Source organism: Methylobacterium sp. TK26, assembly GCF_055361565.1.
In genome coordinates this window covers 2,164,927-2,188,998 of the sequence record NZ_CM143965.1, presented here as the reverse complement: position 1 = coordinate 2,188,998, position 24,072 = coordinate 2,164,927, and the positions used below count along the sequence as shown (strand labels likewise).

Here is a 24,072-nt window from a genome sequence, read left to right as displayed (position 1 = left end):
CCCCGCTTGTCAGGCGGTGGGGGCCGGGATGGAAGCAAGGTGTCCGGCCGACGTCGCGGCCGGCGTCCATACGAGGGTCACTTGGGTGCCGCCCGCGTCGCTCGCGATGTCGAAGGCGGCACTGTGCAGCCGGGCGATGGAATCGACGAGGCTGAGACCGATGCCGAAGCCGCTCTTACCGGTCTTCAGTGCCCCCCGCCTATACCGCTCGCGCACCTCACCCAGCTCGTCGGCCGGGATGCCGCAGCCCGTATCGGTGACGCGAATTCCTGGAGGGTCGCGCCTCAGCGCCACCTCCACCTCGCCGCCGGCGGGGGTGAACTTCAGCGCGTTGTCGATCAGGTTGCTCACCGCTTCGAAGATCAGGCTGCGGTCTCCCTCTACGGTGCAGGGCTCCTCAGGCCGCTCCCACCGGAAACGGATCTCCCGCTCCAGGGCCAGGGGCTCATAATACTCCACCGCATCCTCCAACAGGCGGGCGAGATCGACCTGCGTGAAGCCGGAACGGCGCAGGCGGTCCTCCATCTCGGAGATGCGCAGCAGGGCGGAGAAACGGACGACGATGGACTTCACCTCCGCCAAGGCGTCTTCATTGCAGGCGCGGAACGCCTCCACGCTGTTGGCCTTGCGCAGGGAGCGCTCCAGCGTGCCCACCACCCGCGTCAGGGGCGTGCGCAGGTCGTGGGCGATGTTCTCGTTGACGCCCTTGATCTCCAGCATCAGCCGTTCGAGTTGGCCGAGCATGTCGTTCACGACGCCGGTGAGGTGCGCGAGATCGGCTGAGACGCCCCGCGTCGGAAGACGCTCGCTGAGATCGCCGCGCATGATGCGTTCGACCGCCCGGGTGATGGCATCGTTCTGACGCAGCGACCCGGCGCCGAAGATCACCGCGCCGATGAGGCCGATCACGACAGTCGCGGCCATGCCCCAGACAAAGGTCTCGACCAGGGCCTTCTCCAGCGCCTCCAGATCCTTGGCCGAGCGGCTTACGAGGACGTATTCGCCGCCCGGCAGTCGCGTCAGCTCACTGAACAGGGTGCGCGAACCCTGGTCGGTCTGTTGCGTCAGGATGAAGGGATGGCCGACGGGAGCCTTCTCAGGGAACGATATCGGCGCGCCGGCCCGGTGGGCGTGGTCGGGGCCGAACAGCACGAGGGGCCGCCCGCCCTCGGCGAAATCTTCCGAGGCGTCGATGCGCTCGCGTAAGGCGCGTGGGGCGAGGCTCAGGAGGTGCTTCGACTCCCACCCGACCCACTCGAAGGCCGCCCGGCGGCCGTAGCTGCGGGTATCGAGATAGAGGAAACCCGAGAGTGCGAGGGAGGCCGTTCCGAAGGTCGCGAAGAACAGGCACGCGACCCGGAACCCGCTGGTCCGGCGAACCTCAAGCAGTCGCACGGAGGATGAAGCCCGTGTTGCGGACGGTGTGGATGCGCGGGTTCAGCCCGTCGGGATCGAGCTTTTTCCGGATCTTGCCGATGTGGACGTCGATGACGCTCGATTGGTGGTTGAAACTGTAGCCCCACACCGACTCGAAGATCATCTTGCGGCTCACCAGCACGCCGGCGTTCTGCATCAGGAATTCGACGATCGCGAATTCCTTCGGCAGAAGCTCGATTTCACGGCCGGCGCAATGGAGCACCCGCTCGATCAGGTCGAGGCGCAGGTCGCCTACGACGAGTTCGTTCACCGCCTCTGCTGCCATCTTGCGCCGCGCGAGGGCATCGACGCGGGCGGTCAGCTCGATGAACTCGAAGGGCTTGGCGAGGTAGTCGTCGCCCCCGGCGCGCAGTCCGTCCACCCGCTCGTTCACGGCCGAGAGGGCGCTGAGGATCAGGACCGGGGTCGAGACCTTGGCGGCGCGCAGCTTGGTGAGCAGGGCGAGGCCGTCGATCTCCGGCAGCATCCGATCGAGGACAATGACATCGAAGTCACCATTCATCGCCTTGCGTAATCCGATCGATCCGTTTGCGGCCTCATCGACCCGAAATCCGTACTCCGTCAGTGCCGATCCAATTTCGGCCGCTACACGCCTATCATCCTCAACCACAAGAACATTGGCCATCCTTTTATCCTTTTTATTATGGATACGCTGATCCTGCTTCTGGCTTGGCGCTTCGGTTGGGCCGCCGGAATTATGCTCCTCGCGGCCGTTGTCAAATGGTGCCCCATCAGGGCGTGAGGCGTGCGTCATGTCGGCGGCGAAGCTTATCGCATGGGGGCTGTCGTCGGCCATTTCCGTCATTCCGCGCTGGCCTGCACGGCAAGCTCGGCCACAGGCTCCCCTGACGAAGCACTGTTTTTCGGGACGATGCGGCTGCCGTCGCGCAGGTCGGCGGGCGGGTTGAGGACGACCGTGTCGCCACCCTTCAGGCCGGAGCGAAGCTCCAGAACCGTGCCAAGATCACGCGCGATCGTGATCGGTTGAAGCTTCACCGTATCGTCAGGCTGAACCACGGCGACCTGAGTTCCGGCCGCGTCGAAGATCAGTGCCTCGGAGGGGATCCGCAGGCCGGGATGAGCGCGGGGCACTTCGAAGGTCACGTTCACGTAAAGGCCCGGCCGCAGCGCCCCATCCGGGTTCGCCACATCGACTTCCGTGTCGAGGGTCCGCACCGACGAGCGCAGAGCCACGGAACTGCGCGAGACCGTGCCGTCGAAGGTGCGATCGGGCATCTGCGCCACCTGCACCTTGGCCCGCACGCCGTCATGAATGTTCACCGCCGCCGATTGCGGCACCTGGACGGTGGTACGCAGCACATCGCTGCTGTCGAGGGAGAAGAGCGGCGTGCCGCTGCCGGAATCGGCGTGGACGAGGTCGCCGACATCGACCATGCGGGCGGTCACGATGCCGTCGAAGGGGGCGGTCACGTCCTCGAACGTGGTGAGGGTGCGCAGCCGGTCGACGGTGGCCTGCTGGGCGGTGATGTTGGCCTCGGCCACCTTCACTTTCGCCGTGGCGGCGGTGAGGGAGGCGGTGGCGGTGAGCATCTGCGCCCGGCTCTGGTCGGCGTTCTGCTTCGAGGCCCAGCCCTGGCCCGCGAGCGTCGAAGTGCGGGCATCGGTAGCGTTGGCGAGCGTCACGTTGGCCTTGGCCTGCTCCACATCCGCGTTGGCGACGGCGAGTTGCGCCCGGAGCTGGCCGAGCTGGGCCTCGGACTGGCGCTTCTGCTGATCGAGATCCGGGGCAGCGATGCGGACCAGCAGATCGCCCTTCTTCACCCGCGAGCCGATATCGACCCGGCGCTCGGCGATGTAGCCGGTGGCGCGGGCGAAGATGTCGGCGTGGTCGAAGGCCTCCGTCTGGCCAGGCAGGGTCAGGGTCATCGGCTTGTCGTCCTCTTCCGCCGGGACGGTGCGGACGGTGGGCACGAAGCTAACCGCGTCCTCCTGCGTCTCCAGGGAGGTCTGGTAGGTCTGCCAATGGTGCCAGCCGCCGAGGCCGAGGGCGCTACTCAGGGCCAGGATGGCGATGAGGAACGGGCGCTTGCGCGGCGGCGGCAGCGCGGCGTGGGCGAGGGCCTCGCCCTCCGCGTCCTGCCGCAGGGGATCGATCTCGACCGCGTGGGCGTGGGCCCGCGCGGCGGCGTCGATCCCGATGTCGTTCGGCTCGTTGAACGGGCTCATCAATAATCCTCGAGGGGCTTGATCGGGTTGCGACGCAGGAGGGTGTAGAGGAGCGGCACGACGAGCAGCGTCGAGAGCGTGCCCATGCCGATGCCGCCCATGACGGCGCGGGCCAGGGCCGCGTTCTGCTCGGAGCCCTCCCCCGAGCCGATCGCCATGGGCATCAGGCCGAGGAACATGGCCGAGGCGGTCATCAGCACCGGCCGCAGGCGGGTGTTGCCGGCCATCAGGGCGGCCTCGACGGCCGAGCAGCCCGTAGCTTCCCGGTGCTCCTTGGCGAAGGTGACGAGCAGGATCGAGTTCGCGCTCGCCACGCCCACCGACATGATCGCCCCGAACAGGGCCGGGATGGAGAAGGCGGTACTGGTGAGGAACAGGCTCATCACGATGCCGCAGAAGGCGAGCGGCAGCGCGGCGATGACCACGAAGGGATCGACCCAGGTCTGGTAGTTGAGGACGAGCAGCAAGTAGACCGCCACGAGCGCGATCCCGAGCCCGATCTCGATGCGGGCGAAGGCGCCCTCCATGCTCTCGATCTGGCCGCGCACGTGGATCTTGTCGGGGGCGGGCAGCCGCGCCTGCTCCTCGCCGACGATCCGTTCGACCGCGTTCCGCACGCTGCCGAGGTCGGCATCCTGCACGTTGGCGAGGATGTCGAAGGTCGGCTGCGTGTTGACGTGGTTGATGACCGTCTGCTCCGGCTGCCGCTGCATCGTGGCGATGTTCGACAGCAGGATCGGGATGCCCGGCTCGCCGTCACGCGTGCCGTGGACGGAGACCGGCGTGTTCATCAACCGGGCGATGTCGTCGTTGCGCCATTCCGGTGTCTGCACCCAGAGCTGGTAGGGCGTGCCGGATTTGGGATCGGCCCAGAAGTTCGGGCTGACCTGGAAGGAGCCCGAGAGCGAGACGTTGAGGTTCTGGGCGATGGATTGCTCGCTCACCCCCATCTCGGAGGCGAGGCGGCGATCGACGTTCACGTACATCTGCGGCGCATCGACGATCTGATGGAGGTGGACATCCACCGCGCCGCGCACGGCGGAGATCCGGCGCACGAGGTCGCGGGCGACTGCGAGGTCCTTGGTGTCGTGACGGCCGGAGACCTGCACGTCGATCTGCGCCACGGTGCCGAAGTTCAGGATCTGCGTGATGATGTCGGCAGGCTGGAAGTAGAAGACGTCCGCAGGAAACGCCTGCCGCAGCACCTTGCGCAGTTTCCGCTCGTAGAACGAGATCGGCTTATGCTCACCCTTGAGGTTGATGAGCATCTGTCCGTCGTTATAGGCGACGAAGGACGCATCCATGAAGGCGTAATTGTAGTTCGATGCCGGCAGACCGATATTGTCGAGGATCAGCCCGAGCTCGTCCTTCGGCACGACCTGCCGGACGGTGTCCTCCACCTGCGCGAAGGTCTTCTCCGCCTCCTCGATCCGCATCCCGGGGCGGGTGCGGATGTGCAGGGTCATCTGGCTCGCCTCGATCTGCGGGAAGTAATCCTGCCCGACGAAGGGGAAGAGACCCGCCGTCACGGCGAAGACGCAGGCCACCCCGGCCAGGGCGCGGCCGGGATGCCGGATCACCGCGCCGAGTAGCCCGACATAGCCGGCATGAAAGCGGGTGAAGCCGCGCTCGAACGCATCGCGGAAGGCCAGTGGCAGGCGCAGCAGGAGGGGGCGCCGCCCCGGCACATGCGCCGCCCCCCCGTGATGCTTGGCGTATTCCGGCGCGACGAGGACGTCGATGAGGATCGCCACCAGGGTGCGCGACAGCAGATACGAGGCGAGCATCGCGAACACGACCGCCTCGGCCTGGGGCACGAACAGGTAGCGGGGGGCGCCGGAGAGGAAGAACACCGCCGAGAAGGCCGAGCAGATGGCCAGCGTCGAGATCAGCGCCGGCTTGGCGATGCCCGCCACCCCCTCCAGCACCGAGCGGCGGAAGGGGTGGCCCTCCTCGAACATCCGGTAGGTATTCTCGATGGCGACCGTGGCGTCGTCCACGAGGATGCCCACCGCCAGGGCGAGGCCGCCCAGCGTCATCACGTTGATGCTCTGGCCGAGGGCCACCAGCACCGACAGTGAGGTGAGGATACAGAGGGGAATCGAGACGAGGACGACCAGTGTCGAGCGCCACGATCCCAGGAACAACAGGATGGCGAGCCCCGTGAGCCCGGCGGCGATCACCGCCTCGCGCACCACGTCACCGATGGCGTCGGAGACGAAGACCGACTGGTCGAAGAGCGGCGTGATCGTCATGCCCTTGGGGGAGGCCGCGCGGATGTCCGGCAGGGCGGCCTTCACAGCGTTGACCACATCGAGCGTCGAGGCCGAGCCATTCTTGAGCACCTGCAACAGCACGGAATGCTTGGCGTCTGCGCGGACGATGTTGGTCTGCGGCGGCGAACCGTCCCGGACATGGGCGACGTCGCGCAGCAGCACTGGCTGGTCGTTCACAACCTTGACCGGGATGCGGTTGAGTTGATCGACGAGGAGGGGGCTCGAATTGAGCCGCACCGTGTATTGCTGGCGACCAATCTTCGCGAGACCCGAGGGCACGACGAGGTTTTGCTTGAGGACGGCATCGGTGACATCCAGAGGCGTCATGCCCACGGCGCGGAGCTTGGCGAGGTCGAGATCGACCATCACCTGGCGCGGCGCGCCGCCGTAGGGCGACGGTAGGGTCGAGCCCGGCACCTGAGCGAGGCGCTGACGAGTGCGGTACTGGGCGTAATCGAACACCTTGGTCAGCGGCTGGGTGCCCGAGGACAGCGCAAGTTGGATCACCGGCACCGAGGAGGCCGAGAAGCGCATGATGACCGGCGGCTGTACCCCCGGCGGCATCCGCGACCGAATCGCATTCATGGCCGAGTCGACCTGCGTGATCGCGAGATCGATGCTCACGGCGGAATCGAAGTAGATCCGCTCCGTCACGGTCCCCTGGATGGACGTCGACTCGATCCGTTTGATGTTATTCACGTTGCTCGACAGCGAGAACTCGCTGTAATTCGTGATGCGCTGGACCATGTCGGTCGCATCGAGACCGCTATAGGTCCACACCACGACGACGACAGGGATGTCGACCGAGGGCAGCACGTCCTTCGGCGCCACAGTGATCGCACCGATTCCGGCCAGGGCCATCAGGATCGCCAGAACGTAAAAGCTCTTGCGGAATTTCAGGGCGAACCGAACGAGATTCATCGAACAATCGGGCTTCCCGGCACAACCCGCCCTGCGGCCGGCGCTTGATCCGCGCTCGGTCGAACAGACGGGAGGCACTATTGGAGAGTGTTTCGAACGAAGCGAGGCAGGTCGACTGCTAGATAGTACCGCCCAAGAAGTGTTGCGAATGAATTCGCGGTTGCTTTTTTAAAAATATTTTGGAACGATAAATTGAGTTGTAGCCTCTAAAATTTGGCAGTCGAACACCCCGCCTGAGACCATGAGACGGGTCGGAAGCGCGAATTCCGCAGCTTAGATTTCCAAATTTTATTTAAGATTATTTATTAGAGTTTAGCGAGTTAATATTTATTCGATTGCTTGCGGGCGGGTCGTTGGCAAGCATTCTCCGTCGCAGCCAGTTTGGTCGGCTCGCGTATTCGGAGTTTCCGATGTCGAGAATGCGAATGCGCGCCTTCGCAATTTTGGCGATCCTGTTGCCATCGACCGCCCCCGCCCTGGCGCGTAACGAGCAGCCGGCGGGCGGAGCCTTCATGAGCAGCTACACGAGCGATCCGTATTTCGATCCGCGCTCTCGCTACTCGCAGGCCCACTCCCTCGGCGACATCGGCGGCCAGCCGATGCTAACGGAGCCCTACGACGAAAAGCCCCCCTGTCCCCTGTTCGATCAGGCCTGCGAGCGTGCGTTCGAGCGGAACCGGCGGCACGCCTACCCTTAAGGTTTGGATCGAGGGGCGAGACGCACCCTTTCAGTCCTTGTCTGCTTTCTTACCGGCTGCTTCAGTACAGAGCAGCAAGTGGCGGCCCCTAGCACCCGCCCGTACCTGCCCCAGACATACAGTTCGCTGCAACGAGATCACTGGAGCCGATAAGGTGCAGTCAAAGGGTTTTAGCGTTTTTGGGCATGAATTCGATTGTTTGAATCAGCGCTTGGAGTTTGAACTCGCGCATCGACAGGAAGTAGTCCTTGAACTTCGCTCGGTCGACGGCGGCGGCGAAACGAGTTGCGTCTGGCCTTGGGGTGAAGGTCATGGTGCCGATTGGGATGGACGTACCGTCGTGGGTGCGTAGCTCAAGCTGCTTCGTACCGACCATCTCCCAAGCATGCGCCGGACCTGAAACACCGAGGAGGACGGCGGCGCAGAACAGACAGGCCCTGGGCAGATGGGGCGCATGGGGCGGGCTCCGGAGGCAGACGCCATCGAGGTCACAGGCGGGTCGTCAGATCCGTGAGCCAGGCCGGCGAGGCGTTGACCAGGACCGTCTCTGCGCTCTTGTCGTAGCCCGTGGCGATCAACAGGCCAGTGGCCACCAGGATGGCGCCCAGGGCGACCTTCAGGCCCTTGCCGAGCCCCATCATCCGGTCGCGCCAGCGCATCAGCACCTCGCGGGACAGCGTGCCGAGGAGCAGGAGCGGCAGTGCGGCGCCGAGGCCGAACAGAAGCATCGTCGCCGCCACCGCACCCAGATCGCGTCCCTGCGCGGCGAGGAGGGAGGCAGCCCCGAGGGTCGGCCCAACGCACGGGCTCCAGACCGCGCCGAGCAGCAGGCCGACCCCGAACTGTCCCAGAAGCCCGGCGGTCGAGAAGCCACCGAACCGGCTCTCGGTCCAGTTGCTCACCGGGCCGGCGGCGACGGCGAGCCGGGTTTGGGCGGCCGGAATCATCAAGACGAGCCCGATCAGGACCAGCATGATGGCCGCCACGGTGCGGAAGACATCGACGTCGAGGCCGATGGCAAACCCCACGGTCGCCACGAACAGCCCGATGGCCACGAAGGACAGCGCGAGGCCGGCGGCGAGGGCGGCGGGGCCGAGCCTGTGCTCCGATGCGGCCGCGCCCAGAACCAGTGGTAGCAAGGGCAGCACACAGGGCGACAGCACCGAGAGGATGCCGGCGAGGAACGCGAGGCCGAACGTCGTGGCCATGGCCGACCTACAAAGCCTTCTCGACGGCGCCCTCGATCCACTCCGGCTGGGTGTCGCCGACGGAGCGCCCCGTCTCCTTCTCGCCCTTGAAGGTGATCAGGGTGCTCTGCGTCGTCACGCCGAACCGCTTCAACACGTCCTTGCGGCTGTCGAAGTCGACGTCGAACACCTGGAGGTCCTTGAAGCGAGGCTGGGCCTCCAGCTTGGCCAGGATCGGCTTCTGCGCCGCGCAGACGGTGCACCACGGCGCGGTGACATGGACGAGGATCGGCTTGCCCGCCTTCTGCGCCGCCTCGAAGGCGGCGGGGGTGAAAACGGCTTCGGCGGCGTCCGCGCCTGTGCCGAACAGCAGGGGAGCGGCGGCCAGGGCGCCGAGAAGGAACCGACGGGTGGTCATGGACTGTCTGTCTCCTTGGTGATGGGTCGAGGCGAACAGGTGGCTCAGTTCGAGGCCCGGGTGATGGCGCGGTCGACGTTCTTGCGCTCGGCCCAGTCCTTGGCCTCGGATTGACCCTTGAGGTCAATGAGCCGCGCGCCGCTGACGTCGACGTTCTTGAAGTCCGCGCCCGCCACCGTGGCGCCGGTCAGGTTGGCCCCGGACAGGTCCGAACCCATCAGCACCACGTCAGTGAGGTCGGCATCCTTGAGGTTGGCGTATTCGAGCCGCGAACGGCCGAGGTTGGCACCCTTCAGGTTGGCGCCGGAGAGGTTCACCGACACGAATACGGCACGCATCAGGCCCATGGACTGATTCTTGATGTCGGCGCCCCCCTTGAGGTCGACCAGCGTGGCACCGCCCATGTTGGCGCCTTTGAAGTCGCCGATGGGCCTGGACCGGCTGAGGTCGGCGCCGCTGAAATTGGCGTCCCGGGCGGTGATGCCGAACATCTTCGCATCCGCGAGCTTGGCGCCCGACAGGTCTGCCTTCAGGAACCACGCTTGTTCGAGGTTCGCACCGCTAAGGTCGGCACCGCGCAAGTTGGCCTTGTTCAGCCGTGCGGTCCGCAGGTTGGCGCCCCGGAGATTCAGCCCGGAGAGGTCGAGGCCGGACAGGGACTTGTCGTGCAGGTCGACCGGCTTGCCGTCCGCACCCTTGATCAGCGCCTCGACGTCGGCGCGGCTCATCTCGGCCTTGGTCATGGCGGGCGAGGACATGTCCGCCCCGAGCAGGAGGTCCTGTTCGGCCGCGGCGGGGCCGGCGGCGAGGGCAGCGAGCATGAAGCTCAGGGCGAGGCGGCGCATCGGTTCACTCCCGGTGGGCGCCGCGTAGGGCGGGCACCCTTATCGTTTTCATTGTGTCGCGATGCTATGCCGACCCGCTGCACCCGGTCGGTGACCCAGGTCACACAAGTCCGGCGCGGCGGGAGAAAAACGCAACGCGAGCCGGACGATCATCCGTCGTCATGGCCGGGTGGGGGAACCAAGCCAGCCATGACGGATGCCCAGAAGGTCGACCGTTGGATCGACCGTTTCCCACTCCTTCAGGCGCTCAGCCCTGCCCACCTCCAGATCGCCCGAGGAACCGTGCATTTCCCGGTGCTGGACCAAGGTGCCGTCGCCTACGAACTCGATGGCGAGTGCGCCAACTACCTGATGTGCCTGGAGGGGCGCACGCGCATCTTCCGCATGTCGGAGGGCGGGCGCGAGGTGCTGATCTACAAGGTCGGCCCCGGCGGGACCTGCGCCCTGACCACGCAGTGCCTCCTATCCGGCGGCAACTTCCCGGCGCAGAGCATCGCCGAGGAGCGGACCGAACTCGCGGCGCTGCCGGTGAGCACGTTCCAGCACCTGATGGGCGAGAGCGCCGCCTTCCGCAGCTTCGTCATGGACGACTACACGCGGCTGATGTCCGGCCTGTTCACGCTGATCGACGAGGTCGCGTTCGCACCGTTGAAGCAGCGCCTCGCGCAGCGGCTCTTGGCCGAGGCCGATCCGCGGGGTGTCACCGCGGTGACGCACCAGAAGCTTGCCGACGACGTCGGCAGCGTGCGGGAAGTAGTGAGCCGGATCCTGGCACAGTGGGCCGAAGCGGGCCTCATCGAGCTTCGCCGGGGCGCGGTCGAGATCGTCGACCGAGCGAGCCTGCTCGCCGCCGGCCGCCGATGACCTTCGCGTTCATCGACGGTGGTGTCGGCCCTTAACTCTGGGGCAGCGTCGAGGCTGTCAGCACGATGGCCAGCACCAAGGCCAAAGGCGCCGCCGCTTCCGTCTTGAGGCGGGCGAGGACGGCGTAGCCCGTGCAGGACGTAGAACGATCCCGGCGGCGAGGTAGGCGGCCAGCCACACCATGAGCAGCCTCGGGTCAGGCGATATGGGCGCAGGTCTCATCCTGCGCCCGGGCTCGGGCTCCGTCCGGGTCAGTGACCGGGTGCGCCGAGCGCAGCCCCAGGCTTATCGTGGGTGCCGAGCCGCTCAACCATGGTGGCGGTCGCCTCGTTCATGCCGATCACGTCGACCGGGATGCCGTGGTGACGGAACTTGAGCACGACCCGGTCGAGGGCGTTGATGCTGGTGATGTCCCAGAAATGCGCGGTCGAGAGGTCGATCACCACGCCCTTGAGATCCTTCTCGCGGAAATCGAAGGCGGAGTGGAACGCCTCCGCCGTGGCGAAAAAGATCTGCCCGGTGACCTTGTAGGTGCGCACCGCGCGGGCCTCGTCGCGCGAGGAGGCAATGCCGAAAAGCCGGGTGACCTTGTGGGCGAAGAACAGCCCGCTGAGGATCACGCCGAACAGCACGCCCTTGGCGAGGTCATGGGTGGCCACGACGACGACGACGGTGCCGAGCATGACGAAGCTGGACGACTTCGGATGCGTCACCAGCGTGCGGAATGACTTCCACTGGAAGGTGTTGATCGAGACCATGATCATCACCGCCACCAGCGCCGCCATCGGGATCTGGGCCACGTAACGGCCGAGCACGACGATCAGGAAGAGCAGGAAGACGCCCGAGAACAGCGTGGAGAGCCGTCCCCGTCCGCCCGAAGAGACGTTGATCACCGACTGGCCGATCATGGCGCATCCGGCCATGCCGCCGAGGAACCCGGAAGCGATGTTAGCGACGCCCTGGCCGGCGCACTCGCGGTTCTTGTCGGAGGTCGTGTCGGTCATCTCGTCGACGATGGCCGCCGTCATCAGGCTTTCCAGGAGGCCGACCATGGTCAGGGTCAGCGACACAGGCAGGATGATCTGCAGGGTCTCCCAGGTGAACGGCACCTGCGGCAGGGCCACCCAGGGCAACTCGCTCGGGAGTGCGCCCATGTCGCCGACCTTATGGATGCCGAGGCCGAGGTACATCGAGACGCCGGTCAGCAGGACGATGGTGACGAGCGGCGACGGCACCGCCTTGGTGAGATACGGCAGGCTGTAGATGATGCAGAGGCCGACCGCGGTCATCACGTAGACGGTCGTACCCTGCCCGATGAGCTCCGGCATCTGCGCCAGGACGATCAGGATGGCCAGGGCGTTCACGAACCCGGTCACGACCGAGCGCGACACGAAGCGCATGAGGTTGCCGAGCCGGAGCGCGCCGGCGACGATCTGGAGAAGGCCGGTCAGGATGGTGGCGGCGAACAGGTAGCCGACGCCGTGGTCCTTCACGAGGCCGACCATCAGCAGCGCCATGGCCCCCGTGGCGGCGGAGATCATGGCAGGCCGCCCGCCCGCGAAGGCAGAGACGACGGCGATGCAGAAGGAGGCGTAGAGGCCGACCTTGGGGTCGACCCCGGCGATAATGGAGAAGGCGATGGCTTCGGGGATGAGGGCAAGGGCCACGACGGCGCCCGCCAGCAGCTCGCGCGTGACGTTCGGAGCCCACTCGCTCCGTAGATGGACGAGATCCATTGTTGTGAAAGGCTTTCCTTGTCCCAAGCGCGTTCGGTTCGACGCATGGGGCGCGCAACAGGGCCGGTCGGCCTCCTCGGAGGTCCGCGACTTAGGCACCACGATTTGCGTTGTCCGGCGGATCGGCGGCCGGAAGAGCCACCCGGGCTTTCACCGGGTCCGTTCTTGTGGCGGGACGATAACCCGAGACTTCGTTGCGACGCAATATACCCGGGCGTTGATTGGTCTACCTGAGCGCCGATGAACCGCGAGCGGCCATCAGAGATCGAGGATGCTCAAGGCCGCGCCCAGGGCGAGGAGGACGCCAAGCATCGCCGTCAGGAGCGCGTGAGCCCTGACCCAGGGCGCCACCCTCGTTGTCGTTGCATGCCACCGGCGGCTTGCCCGGTCGACGCCTCCACTTCCGGGTCGAGCAAGGGGCGTCCCGAACGCTCGGCGGGGAAGGACCTTCGGACTGGTGACGACACGACATGGGCGAAGCGCAGGGACGTTGCCGCCCCTCCGCGGGACGGCTCCAGGATACCATGTTTCCCGTCCGCTCGTCGGGGACGACGTCTCGCAAGCTGGGTCGTCATCGGCCGGGTTGGCTACGGCATCATGAACCACGGACCTAACATACGGCCGCAGAAGTGCGGGTGCCTCCCGGTCACGGACGGTGGCCCCCGATGCGCGACCGCGCCGGGCACCGGGCGCGCTCAGGCCGGCTCGACGGTGCCGCCTGCCTTCGCCAGCGCAGGGAAGCCGCCGGCGACATGGGCGACGGGCCCGAGGCCCATGTCGATGAGCGACTTGGCGGCCAGGGCCGAGCGGTTGCCGGAGCCGCAGTAGAGCACCAGGCGCTTGCCCCCGCCGAGCTCGGCATGGTGGGTCGGGCTCGCGGGATCGGCCTGGAACTCCAGGAAGCCTCGCGGCACATGAACCGCGCCGGCGATCCTGCCGGTCTTGGCCAACTCCTCGCCCTCGCGCACGTCGACGAGCACCGTGCCCGGCTGGCCCAGGCGCGCCAGCGCCTCCTCCGCCGAGAGGGTCTCCACCTCCCGGTTGGCCTGCGCCACCAAGTCCTTCGCGCTGATCGTGGTCATGGTCACCTCCGTCATTCGCCCCACGCCGCGCCGTCGAGGGCGTCGAGCGGGATCTTCAGGTAGCGGCTGCCGTTCGCCTCGGGCTCGGGCAGGCGCCCGCCACGGATGTTCACCTGCAGGGAATGCAGGATGAGCCTCGGCATCGGCAGCGCGCGGTCGCGGGCCTCGCGCATCGCCACGAATGCCTCCTCGGTCGGGGTCTCGACGAGGTGCGGGTTCTCGCTCCGCTGCCGGGCGACGGTGCTCTCCCAGGCCGCCGCCCGGCCGCCCGGGCGGTAGTCGTGCCCGGTGAACAGCCGCGTGTCGTCCGGCAGGGCCATGATGCGTTGGATGCTGCGCCACAAAGCGTGCGCGTTGCCCCCGGGGAAGTCCGCCCGCGCCGAGCCGCTGTCGGGCATGAACAGCGTATCGTGGATGAACGCGGCGTCGCCGACCAGGTAGGCGATGGAGGCCATGGTGTGGCCCGGCGTGAACATCACCTCGACGTCGAGGTCGCCGATCCGGAAGCGTTCGCCGTCGGCGAAGAGCCGGGACCACTGCGAACCGTCCGTCCGGAACGTGTCGGGCAGGTCGTAGAGCCCCTTCCAGAGCCGCTGGACGTCGACGACCCTCTCGCCGATGGCGGTCGGGACGCCCGTCCGGTCGTGGCGGTAGCCGGCCGCCGAGAAGTGGTCGGCGTGCGGGTGCGTGTCGAGGATCCACTCCAGGACGTAGCCCTCCCGCTCGATATGGGCGAGCAGGGCGTCGGCGGACCGGGTCGCGGTCGCGCCGGACTTCGGGTCGAAGTCGAGGACCGGGTCGATGATCGCGCAGCGCTTCGTCCCGGGGTCCGCGACGACGTACTGGATACTGCCGGTCGGCTCGTCGTGGAAGCCGGTCACGACGGGATGCCCGCGTAAGGCTCCGACGGTCTGGTTCGACATGGATCTCCTCCTTTACGGGTTCAGACGTTCAGGGCGAGGAGCGGGAGGGCCCCGCGGGCGACGACGTACAGGCCGACCAGGATGACGAGGCCGGCGAAGGTGACGGTCAGGGCGCGCTTGCGCCCGGCGAGGCGTTGGCCGAGCCTCGATCCAACGAGGCCTCCGAGCACGCCCCCCAGGATGAACAGGCCGGCCAGCGGCCAGTCGATCAGGCCGGAGGCGGCGTAGCTGGCCGCGGTCGCCGCCCCGAAGGCGCTCACCGCGACCAGCGAGGTCCCGATGGCCATGGGCAGCGGCATCGACGTCGCCAGCATCAGGCCCGGCACGATCAGGAATCCCCCGCCGATGCCGAAGAACCCGGAGAACAGGCCGACTGCGAGGCCGATGCCGAGAAGCCATGGCAGGAGTACCGGGGCGCTGGCCTTGGTCAGGCGCACGTCCGGGTCACCCTCGCCGCGCCGCTTGCGCAGCATCAGGCCGCCGACCACGAGCATGACGACCCCGAACAGGGCGAGCAGGCTCCGCCCGTCGACCGCCTTTGCGGCCGCCGAGCCGACGAGCGCGCCGAGGACCCCGGCGAGCGAGAACGCCGCCGCGCAGCGCCACTTCACGTTCCCGGCCCGCCATTGCGGGACGAGGTTGCCCGCCGCGCTGACCGAGACCGCCAGGGCGCTCGTCCCGATGGCGACGTGAGGCGAGGACACGCCGACCACGTAGGTCAGGAGCGGGACCGCGAGGATCGAGCCGCCCCCGCCGACCAGGCCGAGGATCACGCCCACGACCCCGCCCGAGCCGGCGGCGAGGCCGGATGTGAGGGGACCAGGCATCATGCCTCGGCTCCCTGAACCGCCCGCTCCGGGGCTGCCGAGGGCAGAAGGCGAAACATCAGCATCCCGGCGACCATGGCGACGACGAATGTCACCGCTTGCGTCGGTGCGACCGTCAGCAGGGTGAGCGCCGGCCCCGGGCACAGGCCGGCGAGGCCCCAGCCGATGCCGAACACCGCGGCCCCGGCGATCAGGCGTCCGTCGAGGTCGCGCCGGGCCGGGACGTCGAGCCTGAGCGCGAGCACAGGCCGTCCGCGCCGCAGCGCCAGGCGGTAGCCGGCGGCCGAGACCGCGACGGCGCCCGCCATGACGAAGGCGAGGCTCGGGTCCCAGCGCCCGGTCACGTCGAGGAAGGCCAGGACCTTGGCCGGGTCGGCCATGCCCGAGACGAGGAGGCCGAGGCCGAACAGGAGGCCGACGGCGAATGCGGAGGTGGTCTTGGCCATGGCTCAGGCTCCGACGAGATGGCGCGCAACGAGGACGGTCAGGACGGCGACGGCCATGAAGGTGCCGGTCGCGGCCAGCGAGCGGGGCGAGCCCCGGCCGATGCCGCAGACCCCGTGGCCGCTCGTGCAGCCGCCGCCGAGACGCGCCCCGAACCCGACCAGCAGACCCGCAAGGATCAGGAGCGGGAACGACGCCCCGACCGTCACCGGCGGCAGACTTCTCCCCAGGCCGGCGTAGGCGAGCGGCGCCAGGACGAGGCCCGCCACGAAGGCGGCCCGCCATCCGGTCTCGGGCGAGGGTGGGGCGAGCAGTCCGCCGAGGATGCCGCTGATGCCGGCGATCCGTCCGTTGAGGAGCAGGAACAGGGCCGCGGAGGTGCCGATCATGGCACCGCCGATGAGAGCGCTGACAGGCGTGAAGCCATCCATGGTGGTCGCTCCCAGGCGGTGGTTCGGGCCATGCCCGCCTTGCTCCGGGGACCAACGTCCCTCGCCAGGCCAAAACATTAGATGACTCTTAATTAGCAAGATCTAATGTAAATGCAAGCGCGAAGTCCACGGGCCGGCTTGGAATGCGCGGAGCTGGTGCCAGGGCGCACCGGCGCCGCCACCCGTGGTCGATCTCTCGCCGATGGGCTATCGGCGGGGAGGCTCCTCGTCTTCCGTTCGACGGGATCAGGGGTGGATGTAGGCGAACCCCATGCCCTGCAGGCGCGCCAGTTCGGCGACGCCGCTCGGCACGAGGTCGTCCAAGGAGTCGTGGTAGACCTCCGTCGGCCCGAAGTTCGGGTCGTCCTTGGTCTGCGCGGGCGGCGTGCTGACGGGAAGCTCCCCGACGGCTCCGGCCTCGACGTGCTGCGCGGCCTGCGCCGCCGGACGGACCGCACGCCCGTCGTCCTGCTCACCGCCCTCGACGCGGTGGCCGACCGGATCGCCGGGCTCGACGGCGGCGCCGACGACTATCTCGGCAAGCCCTTCGACCTCGACGAACTCTCGGCCCGCATCCGTGCGGTCGTCCGGCGGGCCGCCGCCCTCCTGGAGCACGGCGGCATCCGGCTTGATCCCGGCAGCCTTGCCGTCACGGTGGACAGCGTGCCGGTCGGTCTGTCCCGGCGCGAGGTCATGGTGCTGGCGGCGCTGTTGGAACGCCCGGACGTGCTCCGCTCCAAGACCGAGTTGGAGGAGCGCCACTACGGCTGGCAGGAGGAGGTCGAGAGCAACGCCGTCGAGATCCACGTGCACAACCTGCGCGCCAAGATCGGCAAGCACGCCATCGAGACGGTGCGCGGCCTCGGCTACCGGATGACGGCGCCGGCATGACATCCCTGCGCGTCAGGCTGTTCGCCATCCTGCTCCTCGCGACCGGCCTGATCTGGCTCAGCGCGGTCGCCTGGATCTACCTCGGCTCGAAGCGCGAGGTGGAGCAGGTGCTCGACAATCGCCTGCAGGAGGCCGCACGCATGGTCGGCTCCCTGGTGGGCGCGGTCGGCGGTACGGCACCCGACGGGACGCCGTCCACCTTCCCGGCGTCGACGGCCTACGAGCGGCAGCTCTCCTGCCAGATCTGGTCCCTGGACGGGCGTCGCGCGGTCGAGCGGGGCTCCACAGCGGCGCCTGTCCGACGCGCCGGCCGGTTTTTCCGAGTGCGAATCGACGACGTGGGCGCGCTGGTGGCCGAGACCGTCGACGGGATGAGGGTGCCGCCGGGGGTACGGACTCTGATCGACTCGGGGCTGCGCGGTTACACCCTGCGAGCCGATCCCGAGTGCCTGCGTCTGGCCGTGCGAAACCTGCACGAGAACACCGTGCAGCACATGGAAGCCGGTACGGTGGAGTGGACAGTGCGCACCGGTGGAGAGGGCGTCCTTGTGCGCGACGAGGGGCCCGGGAGTCCCGCCGACGAACTGCCCCATGTCACGACGCGCTTCTTCCGTGGGCGCCACAAGAGCGCGACGGGGAGCGGTCTCGGCCTCGCCATTGCCGAGATGGCGTCGCGCCGGAGCGGGTTGAGCCTGCGGCTCCGCAACCGGCCGGACGGCCCGGGACTCGCGGCGGAGATCCTGCGCGCCTGACGCGGTCAGCCGAGTTCGGGACAGAAGATGTCCTTGAGCGTCGCTAGCACGCGGGCGGCGCGGGGATCCTCAAGCCGGTAGTGGAGCGTCTGGCTCTCGCGGCGGTACGCGACCACTCCGTCCTCGCGGAGTTTGGCGAGGTGCTGCGACAGGGCCGACTGGCTGAGTTCGACCGCCTCGGCGAGGCTAGTCACATCCATCTCGCCGCGGGCGACCAGCAGGCACAGGATGAGCAGGCGCTTCTCGTTGGCGAGGAGGCGCAGCAGGCGCGCCGCGTCTCCAGCCTTGTCCTGGAGCCGCATCAGTTCGCTCGGCGTGACGGCGTCCATAGGCGTCGTTCCTGAACCGGTGATCTCAGTTTATTTAGCTGATCCTAATATGGTGTGTTTGTTTCGAATGGCCATATCGGCGGATGCCGGCAAGGTCACCGATCCGGGCCAGGAACTCTCGTTGCGATGGAGGGCGCCACCCGCTCATAAGGCGCCCATCCTGACCGAAGCAGACCAGCAGCTTTCGGCTTAGCTGGGTCGATAGGAGGCAAGCCGCTTTTTAAGCGCCCCCGCTTGGAAGCAGCCGTTCCGCTTTCGGCCACCTGCGGAACTTCAAACGTCCGCCCTTTTTGATATTGGCGCCCAAAAGCGAACGGGCAGATTTCTGCCCATCCCGGTCATTAGCCAGTCGTCAAAGACGGCTACTTCGAGGGCTAATAATTCTGCAGAACGACCGGGGGAGCGCGAAGCGGATGTTCCGGCAACGCCTTCCGTAATCAATGTCACCCTTGGTCTTGCTTTCACAAGCTGACCAAGACCCGCGCTTGTCAGAACCGAGACGTTCGCAGTTCTATTATGGATGGCGAGTGATTTGGCGCTCCCAAGGGGAATCGAACCCCTGTTTTCGCCGTGAGAGGGCGACGTCCTAGACCGCTAGACGATGGGAGCTTTCCGGCGGCGTGGCGTTGCTATAGCGACGTCGGGATCGGGGCACAAGTGCCGCCCGGTAGATATTTCAACGAACGGGTGAGCGCGGGTGGAAGAGCACGGACAGGAACGTGTCGGCGTCGTGGAAGAGGGTGGCCAGCGCCTCGACCGCGCCCTCGTCGGGCTCTTTCCCGACCTGTCGCGCGCGAGGCTGCAGGACCTTGTCCGCGAAGGCCATGTCAGCCGCGACAGCGGCGTGCTGCGCGATCCCTCCGCGAAGGTCGCCGCCGGGACGCGCCTCGTCCTCGACATGCCGCCGCCCGCCGATCCGGTACCGGAAGCGGAATCCGTGGATCTCGTCGTCGCCTATGAGGACGACGATCTCATCGTCATCGACAAACCCGCCGGCCTCGTCGTCCACCCGGCGCCGGGCCATGCCGGCGGAACCCTCGTCAACGCCCTCATCGCCCATTGTGGCGCCAGCCTGTCAGGCGTCGGCGGCGTGCGGAGGCCGGGCATCGTCCACCGGCTCGACAAGGACACGAGCGGCCTCATCGTCGTCGCCAAGAACGACGTGGCCCACCATGGCCTCGCCGCGCAGTTCGCCGACCACGGGCGCACCGGGCCGCTGGAGCGCGCCTACCTCGCCTTCGTCTGGGGAGAGCCCAACCCGGCGGTCGGGAGGATCGAGGCGAGCCTTGCCCGCTCCCGCCACAACCGTGAGAAGATCGCCGTCGTCTCGGACGAGATGGGCCGCCACGCGATCACGCATTACGCAGTGGCGGAGCGCTATGCGGAGGCGAGCCTCGTGCGCTGCCGCCTCGAGACGGGGCGCACGCACCAGATCCGCGTCCACCTCGCCCATCGCGGTCATCCGCTGCTCGGGGATGCCGTCTACGGTGCCGCGTTCCGCACGAAGGCGGCCAAGCTCGGTGATGCGGCGCGGGCCGCGCTCATCGCGCTGGATCGGCAGGCCCTGCATGCGGAACTGCTCGGATTCGCCCACCCGCGAACGGGTGAGACGATGCGCTTCGAAAGCCCGCTGCCGCCGGATATGGCCGCGCTAAAGGCTGCGCTGGTCGCGTAATTTTCAGCGATAAGCGTGCGAAAGGGCACGACAGGCCGCGGCACTTCGTGCCATCCTTCAACCCAACGATCCGGTCGTGCGTTGGTGGCGACGTAACGTGCCCCAGACGCGACGGGACTGGTCGAGCGGCCCCACTCAGATGGGCGCTCGGAGGGGTTGGCTCAAGGGCGGCCTCGGAGATCACCGCGTTCGCCCGTTCGGGGGACCTGTTTGAGGAGTCATGCCATGGCCGGTACGCTGCCCGTGCTCGCCAACGAAGGTGGCCTTTCCCGCTACCTCGACGAGATCCGCAAGTTCCCGATGCTGGAGCCGGCGGAAGAGTTCACCTTGGCGAAATCCTGGCGCGACGGCGGGGACCGTGAGGCGGCCCACCGGCTCGTCACCTCGCACCTGCGCCTCGTCGCGAAGATCGCCATGGGCTATCGCGGCTACGGGCTGCCCATCGCCGAGGTCGTGTCCGAGGGCAACGTCGGCCTGATGCAGGCCGTGAAGCGTTTCGACCCGGATAAGGGCTTCCGGCTGGCCACCTACGCCATGTGGTGGATCAAGGCGGCGATCCAGGAATACATCCTGCGCTCGTGGTCCCTCGTGAAGATGGGCACCACCGCCAACCAGAAGAAGCTGTTCTTCAACCTGCGCAAGGCCAAGGGCCGGATCTCCGCGCTGGAGGAGGGCGACCTGCGGCCCGATCAGGTGTCGCAGATCGCGACCCGCCTCGGCGTGCCGGAGCAGGACGTGGTGGACATGAACCGCCGCCTCTCGGGCGACACCTCCCTGAACGCGCCCCTGCGCGAGGAAGGCGAGGGCGAGTGGCAGGATTGGCTCGTGGACAACACCCCCAGCCAGGAGACGGTGCTGGTGCGCGAGCAGGAGGGGCAGAACCGCCTCTCGGCCCTGCGCGACGCCCTGAGCGTGCTCAATGCGCGGGAGCGGCGCATCTTCGAGGCACGCCGGCTGGCCGAGGATCCGATCACCCTGGAGGATCTGTCGGGCGAGTTCGGCGTCTCCCGCGAGCGGGTGCGCCAGATCGAGGTCCGCGCCTTCGAGAAGGTGCAGGAGGCGGTGAAGCGCAACGTCGCCACCCGCGAGGCGCCCCGCGCGCTCGCTGACCACCACTAGAACGCTGGCCAAGGGCCCGTGACGAACGAAGCCGGCGGAGGGATCCGCCGGCTTCGTTCGTGTGGGGTGGTCACTTCCAGGCGTCGAAGGCCTGTTGCAGCACCTGCTCCCCGGACGAGCCCTTCTCGAAGGTGAGGACCGCGCGGCGTCCCGACGTGTAGCGCACGGCGACGTCGAACCACGCCCGGTGCAGGAGCAGATCGGTGTTGCGTTCGACATCGGCCGGCAGCGACGACAGGCCGATCAGGAAGAGGTTGTCGCGCACCCGCACCGGCAGCCCCGACACGGGCGAGCCACGGGCGTTCTCGTCATCCTTGGCCTGCAGCAGCCCGACATCCTGCACGACCCGCGTGGAGGGATCGCTGCCGCTCTGGCTGAAGGACAGGCTCACCGTGTGCGAGGCCGGAAGGGTCGTGTCCAGGTTCTTCTGGATCGTCATGGTGAGCGTCAGGCCGCTCTCCGGGTAGGTCACGATGGCCGTGGCCGAGGTCTGCAGCGGCTGGCCCTGATCGCCGTTGGAGGTATCGATCCGCCACGTCACGCGGCCCTGCGTCGTGACCGGCTGCGCGTTCTCGGTCGAGGTCGATTCCTCGATGAGGAAGGCGCGCTGCGCCACGGCGACGCTCGGCTGGGCCGGGGCGACGGGCGCGGCGGTCTTGGGGGCCGCGCCATCCTGCTTGGGCTTCGGCCGCTCGGCCGGGGCGGTCTCGCCGCCGACGCGGTCGTTGAACTTCGCTTCCGGGTTCTCACCGACGGGCTGGGACGTCTCCAGTGTCGAGCGGGCGACGAGTTGCGGCTTGTCGCGCAACAGGAAGGCCGCGACGGCGATGGCGCCGATCACCGCCACCAGCACGATGCCAATGACGAGGTTGCGCAGCACTTTCGAGCGACCGCCGCGCGGAGCGACGACGGCGATCCGGGGGCGCTGACGCCCCTGAGCGGAATCGCCAACGGCATCCGGCTCGTCCAGGGGCGCCGACTCGGTGGCCGGCGGCGCGGTCACGGGGGCGAACTCGGCCTCCGGGCCGGTGGTAGGCTTGCGCGCGGCGATGGCGATGGCCGCCTCGCGCGGCTTTTCGGCGACCGGCTCCGGCGACAGGACGAAGCGCGGGGAGGGCGCGGCCGGAAGGGCGGGCTCGGGCGCCTGCGTCTGAGTGGGCTCGGGCGGCCCAGCCTCGGGCAGCGGATCCGCCGCCGCCGTGGCCATGCGCTCCGCCACGGGCGCGACCGGCGGCGGCTCAGGCGCGGGCTTCGGTTCGGGCGACGGCGGTGGCGGGGGAGGCGGCGGTGCCGGGGCCGGCTCCGGCTTCGCGGCGTCCTTGTCCTTGGCGGCGTCGTTGGCCGGAGCGGGAATGCCGCCGTGCTCGACCTCCAAGCGCTCGATGGCCGTGTCGAGGGCACGGCGTTCGAGGTCGATGTCGTCCTCGGACAGCGGCGGTTCGAGGGAGCGAAGCTGGCTGATCAGCGCATTGCGCGCCCGGTCGTAGACCGCGCGCCGGAGTCCGGGCGAGCGGTCGGGAAGAGCGTCGAGGGCCCTAGCCAGAAGCGGGTAATAATCGGCCATACTGCTCCGGTTCGCCCGCTTGGCGCCCTGCCGGCCGCGGCTGACGCCGCAGCCGCGTTCCTGCTACGCTCTTTTAACCAAAACGGCCGCCATTCACTACCATTGACGGCGTTTGCGAGGCGCCATCAACGATAGAAGCGGCCCCGCTGCTCAATCCTCGAAGGGGTTGTGCATCAAGATGGTGTCGTCGCGCTCCGGCGAGGTCGAGAGCAGCGCCACGGGAGCCCCGATCAACTCTTCGATCCGGCGCACGTATTTGACAGCCTGCGCCGGCAGGTCGGCCCAGGAGCGGCCGCCGGCTGTGGTGTCGGCCCAGCCCTCGAACGCCTCGTAGATCGGCTCGACGCGGGCCTGGGCGGCCTGGCTCGCGGGGAGGTGGTCGATCACCTTGCCGTCGAGGCGGTAGCCCGTGCAGATCTGGATGGTCTCGAATCCGTCGAGGATGTCGAGCTTGGTCAGCGCGATGCCGTTGATCCCGGAGGTGCGGACGGTCTGCCGCACCAGCGCCGCATCGAACCAGCCGCAGCGGCGCTTGCGGCCGGTGACGACGCCGAACTCGCGGCCGCGCTCGCCGAGCCGCTCGCCGGTGGCGTCGGTCAGTTCGGTGGGGAAGGGGCCTTCGCCGACGCGGGTCGTGTAGGCCTTCACGATGCCGAGCACGTAGCCGATGGCGGAGGGGCCGAGGCCGGACCCGGTCGCCGCCTGGGCCGCCACGATGTTCGACGAGGTGACGTAGGGGTAGGTGCCGTGGTCGACATCGAGGAGCGCACCCTGGGCACCCTCGAACAGGATGCGCTTGCCGGCGCGGCGGGCCTCGTCCAGCAGCGACCACACCGTATCGGCGAAGGGCAGGATCTTGGGGGCGATCGCCAGAAGCTCGGCCTTCAGCGCGGCGCCGTCGATCTCGTCGATGCCGAGGCCCCGGCGCAGGGCGTTGTGGTGCGCGAGCAGCCGGGCAATCTTCGCATCCAGCATGTCGGCATCGGCCAGATCCACGACGCGGATCGCCCGGCGCCCGACCTTGTCCTCGTAAGCCGGGCCGATGCCGCGCTTGGTGGTGCCGATCTTGAGGACCGCGTTCGAGGTCTCGCGATAATGATCGAGTTCGCGGTGCAGGGGCAGAATCAGCGTGGCATTGTCAGCGACGCGCAGGTTCTCGGGCGTGATCGCCACCCCCTGCTGGCCGATCTTGGCGATCTCTTCCACGAGATGCCAGGGATCGACCACGACGCCGTTGCCGATCACCGACAGCGTTCCGCCGCGCACCACCCCCGAGGGCAGCAGCGACAGCTTGTAGGTCACGCCGTCGATCACCAGCGTGTGGCCGGCGTTATGGCCGCCCTGAAAGCGGACCACCACGTCGGCCTGCTCGGAGAGCCAATCGACGATCTTGCCCTTGCCCTCGTCGCCCCATTGGGCGCCGACTACGACGACGTTGGCCATGCCTGCCCTGAACCCGTGTCAGT

22 protein-coding genes, 1 tRNA gene, 1 pseudogene and 1 other annotated feature are annotated in these 24,072 nt (G+C 67.9%); of the genes and pseudogenes, 6 read left to right on the top strand and 18 right to left on the bottom strand.

Going from position 1 to position 24,072, the window contains the following annotated elements:
* Positions 1-9 precede the first annotated feature (9 nt).
* From ACXJ1Y_RS10550 to ACXJ1Y_RS10535, 4 genes are all read right to left on the bottom strand, one after another.
* The gene (locus tag ACXJ1Y_RS10550; RefSeq protein ID WP_463849959.1) at positions 10-1,395 is read right to left on the bottom strand and encodes a sensor histidine kinase; all 1,386 of its coding nucleotides are present in this window, start codon (positions 1,393-1,395) and stop codon (positions 10-12) included.
* Complete coding sequence (locus ACXJ1Y_RS10545) at positions 1,382-2,062, bottom strand: response regulator transcription factor (RefSeq protein WP_463850088.1); 681 nt, start codon at positions 2,060-2,062, stop codon at positions 1,382-1,384. The genes ACXJ1Y_RS10550 and ACXJ1Y_RS10545 overlap by 14 nt, the downstream gene beginning before the upstream one ends.
* A 176-nt stretch (positions 2,063-2,238) precedes the next feature.
* Positions 2,239-3,624 (bottom strand): efflux RND transporter periplasmic adaptor subunit, encoded by a 1,386-nt coding sequence (locus ACXJ1Y_RS10540; RefSeq protein WP_463849958.1) that lies wholly within the window; start codon positions 3,622-3,624, stop codon positions 2,239-2,241.
* Positions 3,624-6,821, bottom strand: coding sequence for an efflux RND transporter permease subunit (locus ACXJ1Y_RS10535; protein ID WP_463849957.1), 3,198 nt, complete (start codon positions 6,819-6,821; stop codon positions 3,624-3,626). Before ACXJ1Y_RS10535 ends, ACXJ1Y_RS10540 begins: the two co-directional genes overlap by 1 nt.
* Positions 6,822-7,333: 512 nt before the next feature.
* Here ACXJ1Y_RS10535 and ACXJ1Y_RS10530 point away from each other — a divergent pair.
* Positions 7,334-7,519, top strand: a complete 186-nt coding sequence (locus ACXJ1Y_RS10530; RefSeq protein ID WP_463849956.1) for a hypothetical protein — start codon at positions 7,334-7,336, stop codon at positions 7,517-7,519.
* 160 nt (positions 7,520-7,679) lie between these two features.
* On the opposite strand, the gene ACXJ1Y_RS10525 is transcribed toward ACXJ1Y_RS10530, so the two are convergent.
* The 4 genes from ACXJ1Y_RS10525 to ACXJ1Y_RS10510 form a co-directional block, all read right to left on the bottom strand.
* On the bottom strand, positions 7,680-7,895 hold the full coding sequence (locus ACXJ1Y_RS10525; RefSeq protein ID WP_463849955.1) for a hypothetical protein: 216 nt from the start codon (positions 7,893-7,895) through the stop codon (positions 7,680-7,682).
* A 112-nt stretch (positions 7,896-8,007) separates the two neighbouring features.
* Positions 8,008-8,727 carry a cytochrome c biogenesis CcdA family protein gene (locus ACXJ1Y_RS10520; protein WP_463849954.1) on the bottom strand — a complete coding sequence of 240 codons (720 nt, stop codon included), beginning with the start codon at positions 8,725-8,727 and terminating at the stop codon, positions 8,008-8,010.
* Positions 8,728-8,734: 7 nt separating this feature from the next.
* Positions 8,735-9,124 (bottom strand): thioredoxin family protein, encoded by a 390-nt coding sequence (locus tag ACXJ1Y_RS10515; RefSeq protein ID WP_463849953.1) that lies wholly within the window; start codon positions 9,122-9,124, stop codon positions 8,735-8,737.
* Positions 9,125-9,168: 44 nt separating this feature from the next.
* Positions 9,169-9,969 carry a pentapeptide repeat-containing protein gene (locus tag ACXJ1Y_RS10510; RefSeq protein WP_463849952.1) on the bottom strand — a complete coding sequence of 267 codons (801 nt, stop codon included), beginning with the start codon at positions 9,967-9,969 and terminating at the stop codon, positions 9,169-9,171.
* 189 nt (positions 9,970-10,158) lie between these two features.
* Between ACXJ1Y_RS10510 and ACXJ1Y_RS10505 the strand changes: the two genes are divergently transcribed.
* A complete protein-coding gene (locus tag ACXJ1Y_RS10505; protein ID WP_463849951.1) occupies positions 10,159-10,833 on the top strand; it encodes a Crp/Fnr family transcriptional regulator in 675 nt (224 codons plus the stop codon).
* A gap of 251 nt (positions 10,834-11,084) precedes the next feature.
* Here ACXJ1Y_RS10505 and ACXJ1Y_RS10500 read toward each other — a convergent pair whose 3' ends face one another.
* From ACXJ1Y_RS10500 to ACXJ1Y_RS10475, 6 genes are all read right to left on the bottom strand, one after another.
* Positions 11,085-12,569 (bottom strand): SulP family inorganic anion transporter, encoded by a 1,485-nt coding sequence (locus ACXJ1Y_RS10500; protein ID WP_463849950.1) that lies wholly within the window; start codon positions 12,567-12,569, stop codon positions 11,085-11,087.
* 108 nt (positions 12,570-12,677) lie between these two features.
* Positions 12,678-12,733, bottom strand: a sequence feature (sul1 is cis-regulatory element that is thought to sense ions involved in sulfur or methionine metabolism; They are found in Alphaproteobacteria).
* Positions 12,734-13,264: 531 nt separating this feature from the next.
* On the bottom strand, positions 13,265-13,651 hold the full coding sequence (locus ACXJ1Y_RS10495) for a rhodanese-like domain-containing protein (RefSeq protein WP_463849949.1): 387 nt from the start codon (positions 13,649-13,651) through the stop codon (positions 13,265-13,267).
* A gap of 11 nt (positions 13,652-13,662) precedes the next feature.
* Positions 13,663-14,574: an MBL fold metallo-hydrolase gene (locus ACXJ1Y_RS10490; RefSeq protein WP_463849948.1), complete on the bottom strand. Its 912-nt coding sequence runs from the start codon at positions 14,572-14,574 to the stop codon at positions 13,663-13,665.
* Positions 14,575-14,594: 20 nt separating this feature from the next.
* On the bottom strand, positions 14,595-15,404 hold the full coding sequence (locus tag ACXJ1Y_RS10485; RefSeq protein WP_463849947.1) for a sulfite exporter TauE/SafE family protein: 810 nt from the start codon (positions 15,402-15,404) through the stop codon (positions 14,595-14,597).
* A complete protein-coding gene (locus tag ACXJ1Y_RS10480) occupies positions 15,401-15,847 on the bottom strand; it encodes a DUF6691 family protein (RefSeq protein WP_463849946.1) in 447 nt (148 codons plus the stop codon). The genes ACXJ1Y_RS10485 and ACXJ1Y_RS10480 overlap by 4 nt, the downstream gene beginning before the upstream one ends.
* 3 nt (positions 15,848-15,850) lie before the next feature.
* A complete protein-coding gene (locus ACXJ1Y_RS10475; RefSeq protein ID WP_463849945.1) occupies positions 15,851-16,276 on the bottom strand; it encodes a YeeE/YedE family protein in 426 nt (141 codons plus the stop codon).
* 252 nt (positions 16,277-16,528) lie between these two features.
* Here ACXJ1Y_RS10475 and ACXJ1Y_RS10470 point away from each other — a divergent pair, with 252 nt between their 5' ends.
* Together ACXJ1Y_RS10470 and ACXJ1Y_RS10465 are read left to right on the top strand one after the other, a co-directional pair.
* Entirely contained in the window at positions 16,529-17,167 is a 639-nt protein-coding gene (locus ACXJ1Y_RS10470; RefSeq protein ID WP_463849944.1) for a winged helix-turn-helix domain-containing protein, read from the top strand.
* Positions 17,164-17,919, top strand: a pseudogene (locus ACXJ1Y_RS10465) (sensor histidine kinase). The gene ACXJ1Y_RS10470 and the pseudogene ACXJ1Y_RS10465 overlap by 4 nt, the downstream one beginning before the upstream one ends.
* 5 nt (positions 17,920-17,924) lie before the next feature.
* Here the strand turns inward: ACXJ1Y_RS10465 and ACXJ1Y_RS10460 are convergent.
* Positions 17,925-18,248, bottom strand: a complete 324-nt coding sequence (locus ACXJ1Y_RS10460; RefSeq protein WP_463849943.1) for an ArsR/SmtB family transcription factor — start codon at positions 18,246-18,248, stop codon at positions 17,925-17,927.
* Positions 18,249-18,781: 533 nt separating this feature from the next.
* Positions 18,782-18,857 (bottom strand) — tRNA-Glu (locus tag ACXJ1Y_RS10455).
* 88 nt (positions 18,858-18,945) lie between these two features.
* Between ACXJ1Y_RS10455 and ACXJ1Y_RS10450 the strand changes: the two genes are divergently transcribed.
* A complete protein-coding gene (locus ACXJ1Y_RS10450; protein ID WP_463849942.1) occupies positions 18,946-19,923 on the top strand; it encodes an RluA family pseudouridine synthase in 978 nt (325 codons plus the stop codon).
* Positions 19,924-20,148: 225 nt separating this feature from the next.
* Positions 20,149-21,042 (top strand): RNA polymerase sigma factor RpoH, encoded by an 894-nt coding sequence (gene rpoH / locus ACXJ1Y_RS10445; RefSeq protein WP_463849941.1) that lies wholly within the window; start codon positions 20,149-20,151, stop codon positions 21,040-21,042.
* 70 nt (positions 21,043-21,112) lie between these two features.
* On the opposite strand, the gene ACXJ1Y_RS10440 is transcribed toward rpoH, so the two are convergent.
* Positions 21,113-22,606, bottom strand: coding sequence for a histidine kinase (locus ACXJ1Y_RS10440; protein WP_463849940.1), 1,494 nt, complete (start codon positions 22,604-22,606; stop codon positions 21,113-21,115).
* 150 nt (positions 22,607-22,756) lie between these two features.
* Complete coding sequence (locus ACXJ1Y_RS10435) at positions 22,757-24,049, bottom strand: adenylosuccinate synthase (protein ID WP_463849939.1); 1,293 nt, start codon at positions 24,047-24,049, stop codon at positions 22,757-22,759.
* Positions 24,050-24,072: the final 23 nt, after the last annotated feature.

Bases quoted from the DNA above. Each gene is read 5' to 3' on its own strand.
- ACXJ1Y_RS10485 (WP_463849947.1), bottom strand. From the start codon at position 15,404: ATGATGCCTGGTCCCCTCACATCCGGCCTCGCCGCCGGCTCGGGCGGG.
- ACXJ1Y_RS10505 (WP_463849951.1), top strand. From the start codon at position 10,159: ATGACGGATGCCCAGAAGGTCGACCGTTGGATCGACCGTTTCCCACTC.
- ACXJ1Y_RS10440 (WP_463849940.1), bottom strand. From the start codon at position 22,606: ATGGCCGATTATTACCCGCTTCTGGCTAGGGCCCTCGACGCTCTTCCC.
- ACXJ1Y_RS10460 (WP_463849943.1), bottom strand. From the start codon at position 18,248: ATGGACGCCGTCACGCCGAGCGAACTGATGCGGCTCCAGGACAAGGCT.
- ACXJ1Y_RS10495 (WP_463849949.1), bottom strand. From the start codon at position 13,651: ATGACCACGATCAGCGCGAAGGACTTGGTGGCGCAGGCCAACCGGGAG.
- ACXJ1Y_RS10515 (WP_463849953.1), bottom strand. From the start codon at position 9,124: ATGACCACCCGTCGGTTCCTTCTCGGCGCCCTGGCCGCCGCTCCCCTG.
- ACXJ1Y_RS10490 (WP_463849948.1), bottom strand. From the start codon at position 14,574: ATGTCGAACCAGACCGTCGGAGCCTTACGCGGGCATCCCGTCGTGACC.
- ACXJ1Y_RS10525 (WP_463849955.1), bottom strand. From the start codon at position 7,895: ATGGTCGGTACGAAGCAGCTTGAGCTACGCACCCACGACGGTACGTCC.
- ACXJ1Y_RS10480 (WP_463849946.1), bottom strand. From the start codon at position 15,847: ATGGCCAAGACCACCTCCGCATTCGCCGTCGGCCTCCTGTTCGGCCTC.
- ACXJ1Y_RS10540 (WP_463849958.1), bottom strand. From the start codon at position 3,624: ATGAGCCCGTTCAACGAGCCGAACGACATCGGGATCGACGCCGCCGCG.
- ACXJ1Y_RS10435 (WP_463849939.1), bottom strand. From the start codon at position 24,049: ATGGCCAACGTCGTCGTAGTCGGCGCCCAATGGGGCGACGAGGGCAAG.
- ACXJ1Y_RS10530 (WP_463849956.1), top strand. From the start codon at position 7,334: ATGAGCAGCTACACGAGCGATCCGTATTTCGATCCGCGCTCTCGCTAC.
- rpoH (WP_463849941.1), top strand. From the start codon at position 20,149: ATGGCCGGTACGCTGCCCGTGCTCGCCAACGAAGGTGGCCTTTCCCGC.
- ACXJ1Y_RS10520 (WP_463849954.1), bottom strand. From the start codon at position 8,727: ATGGCCACGACGTTCGGCCTCGCGTTCCTCGCCGGCATCCTCTCGGTG.
- ACXJ1Y_RS10510 (WP_463849952.1), bottom strand. From the start codon at position 9,969: ATGCGCCGCCTCGCCCTGAGCTTCATGCTCGCTGCCCTCGCCGCCGGC.
- ACXJ1Y_RS10545 (WP_463850088.1), bottom strand. From the start codon at position 2,062: ATGGCCAATGTTCTTGTGGTTGAGGATGATAGGCGTGTAGCGGCCGAA.
- ACXJ1Y_RS10535 (WP_463849957.1), bottom strand. From the start codon at position 6,821: ATGAATCTCGTTCGGTTCGCCCTGAAATTCCGCAAGAGCTTTTACGTT.
- ACXJ1Y_RS10475 (WP_463849945.1), bottom strand. From the start codon at position 16,276: ATGGATGGCTTCACGCCTGTCAGCGCTCTCATCGGCGGTGCCATGATC.
- ACXJ1Y_RS10500 (WP_463849950.1), bottom strand. From the start codon at position 12,569: ATGGATCTCGTCCATCTACGGAGCGAGTGGGCTCCGAACGTCACGCGC.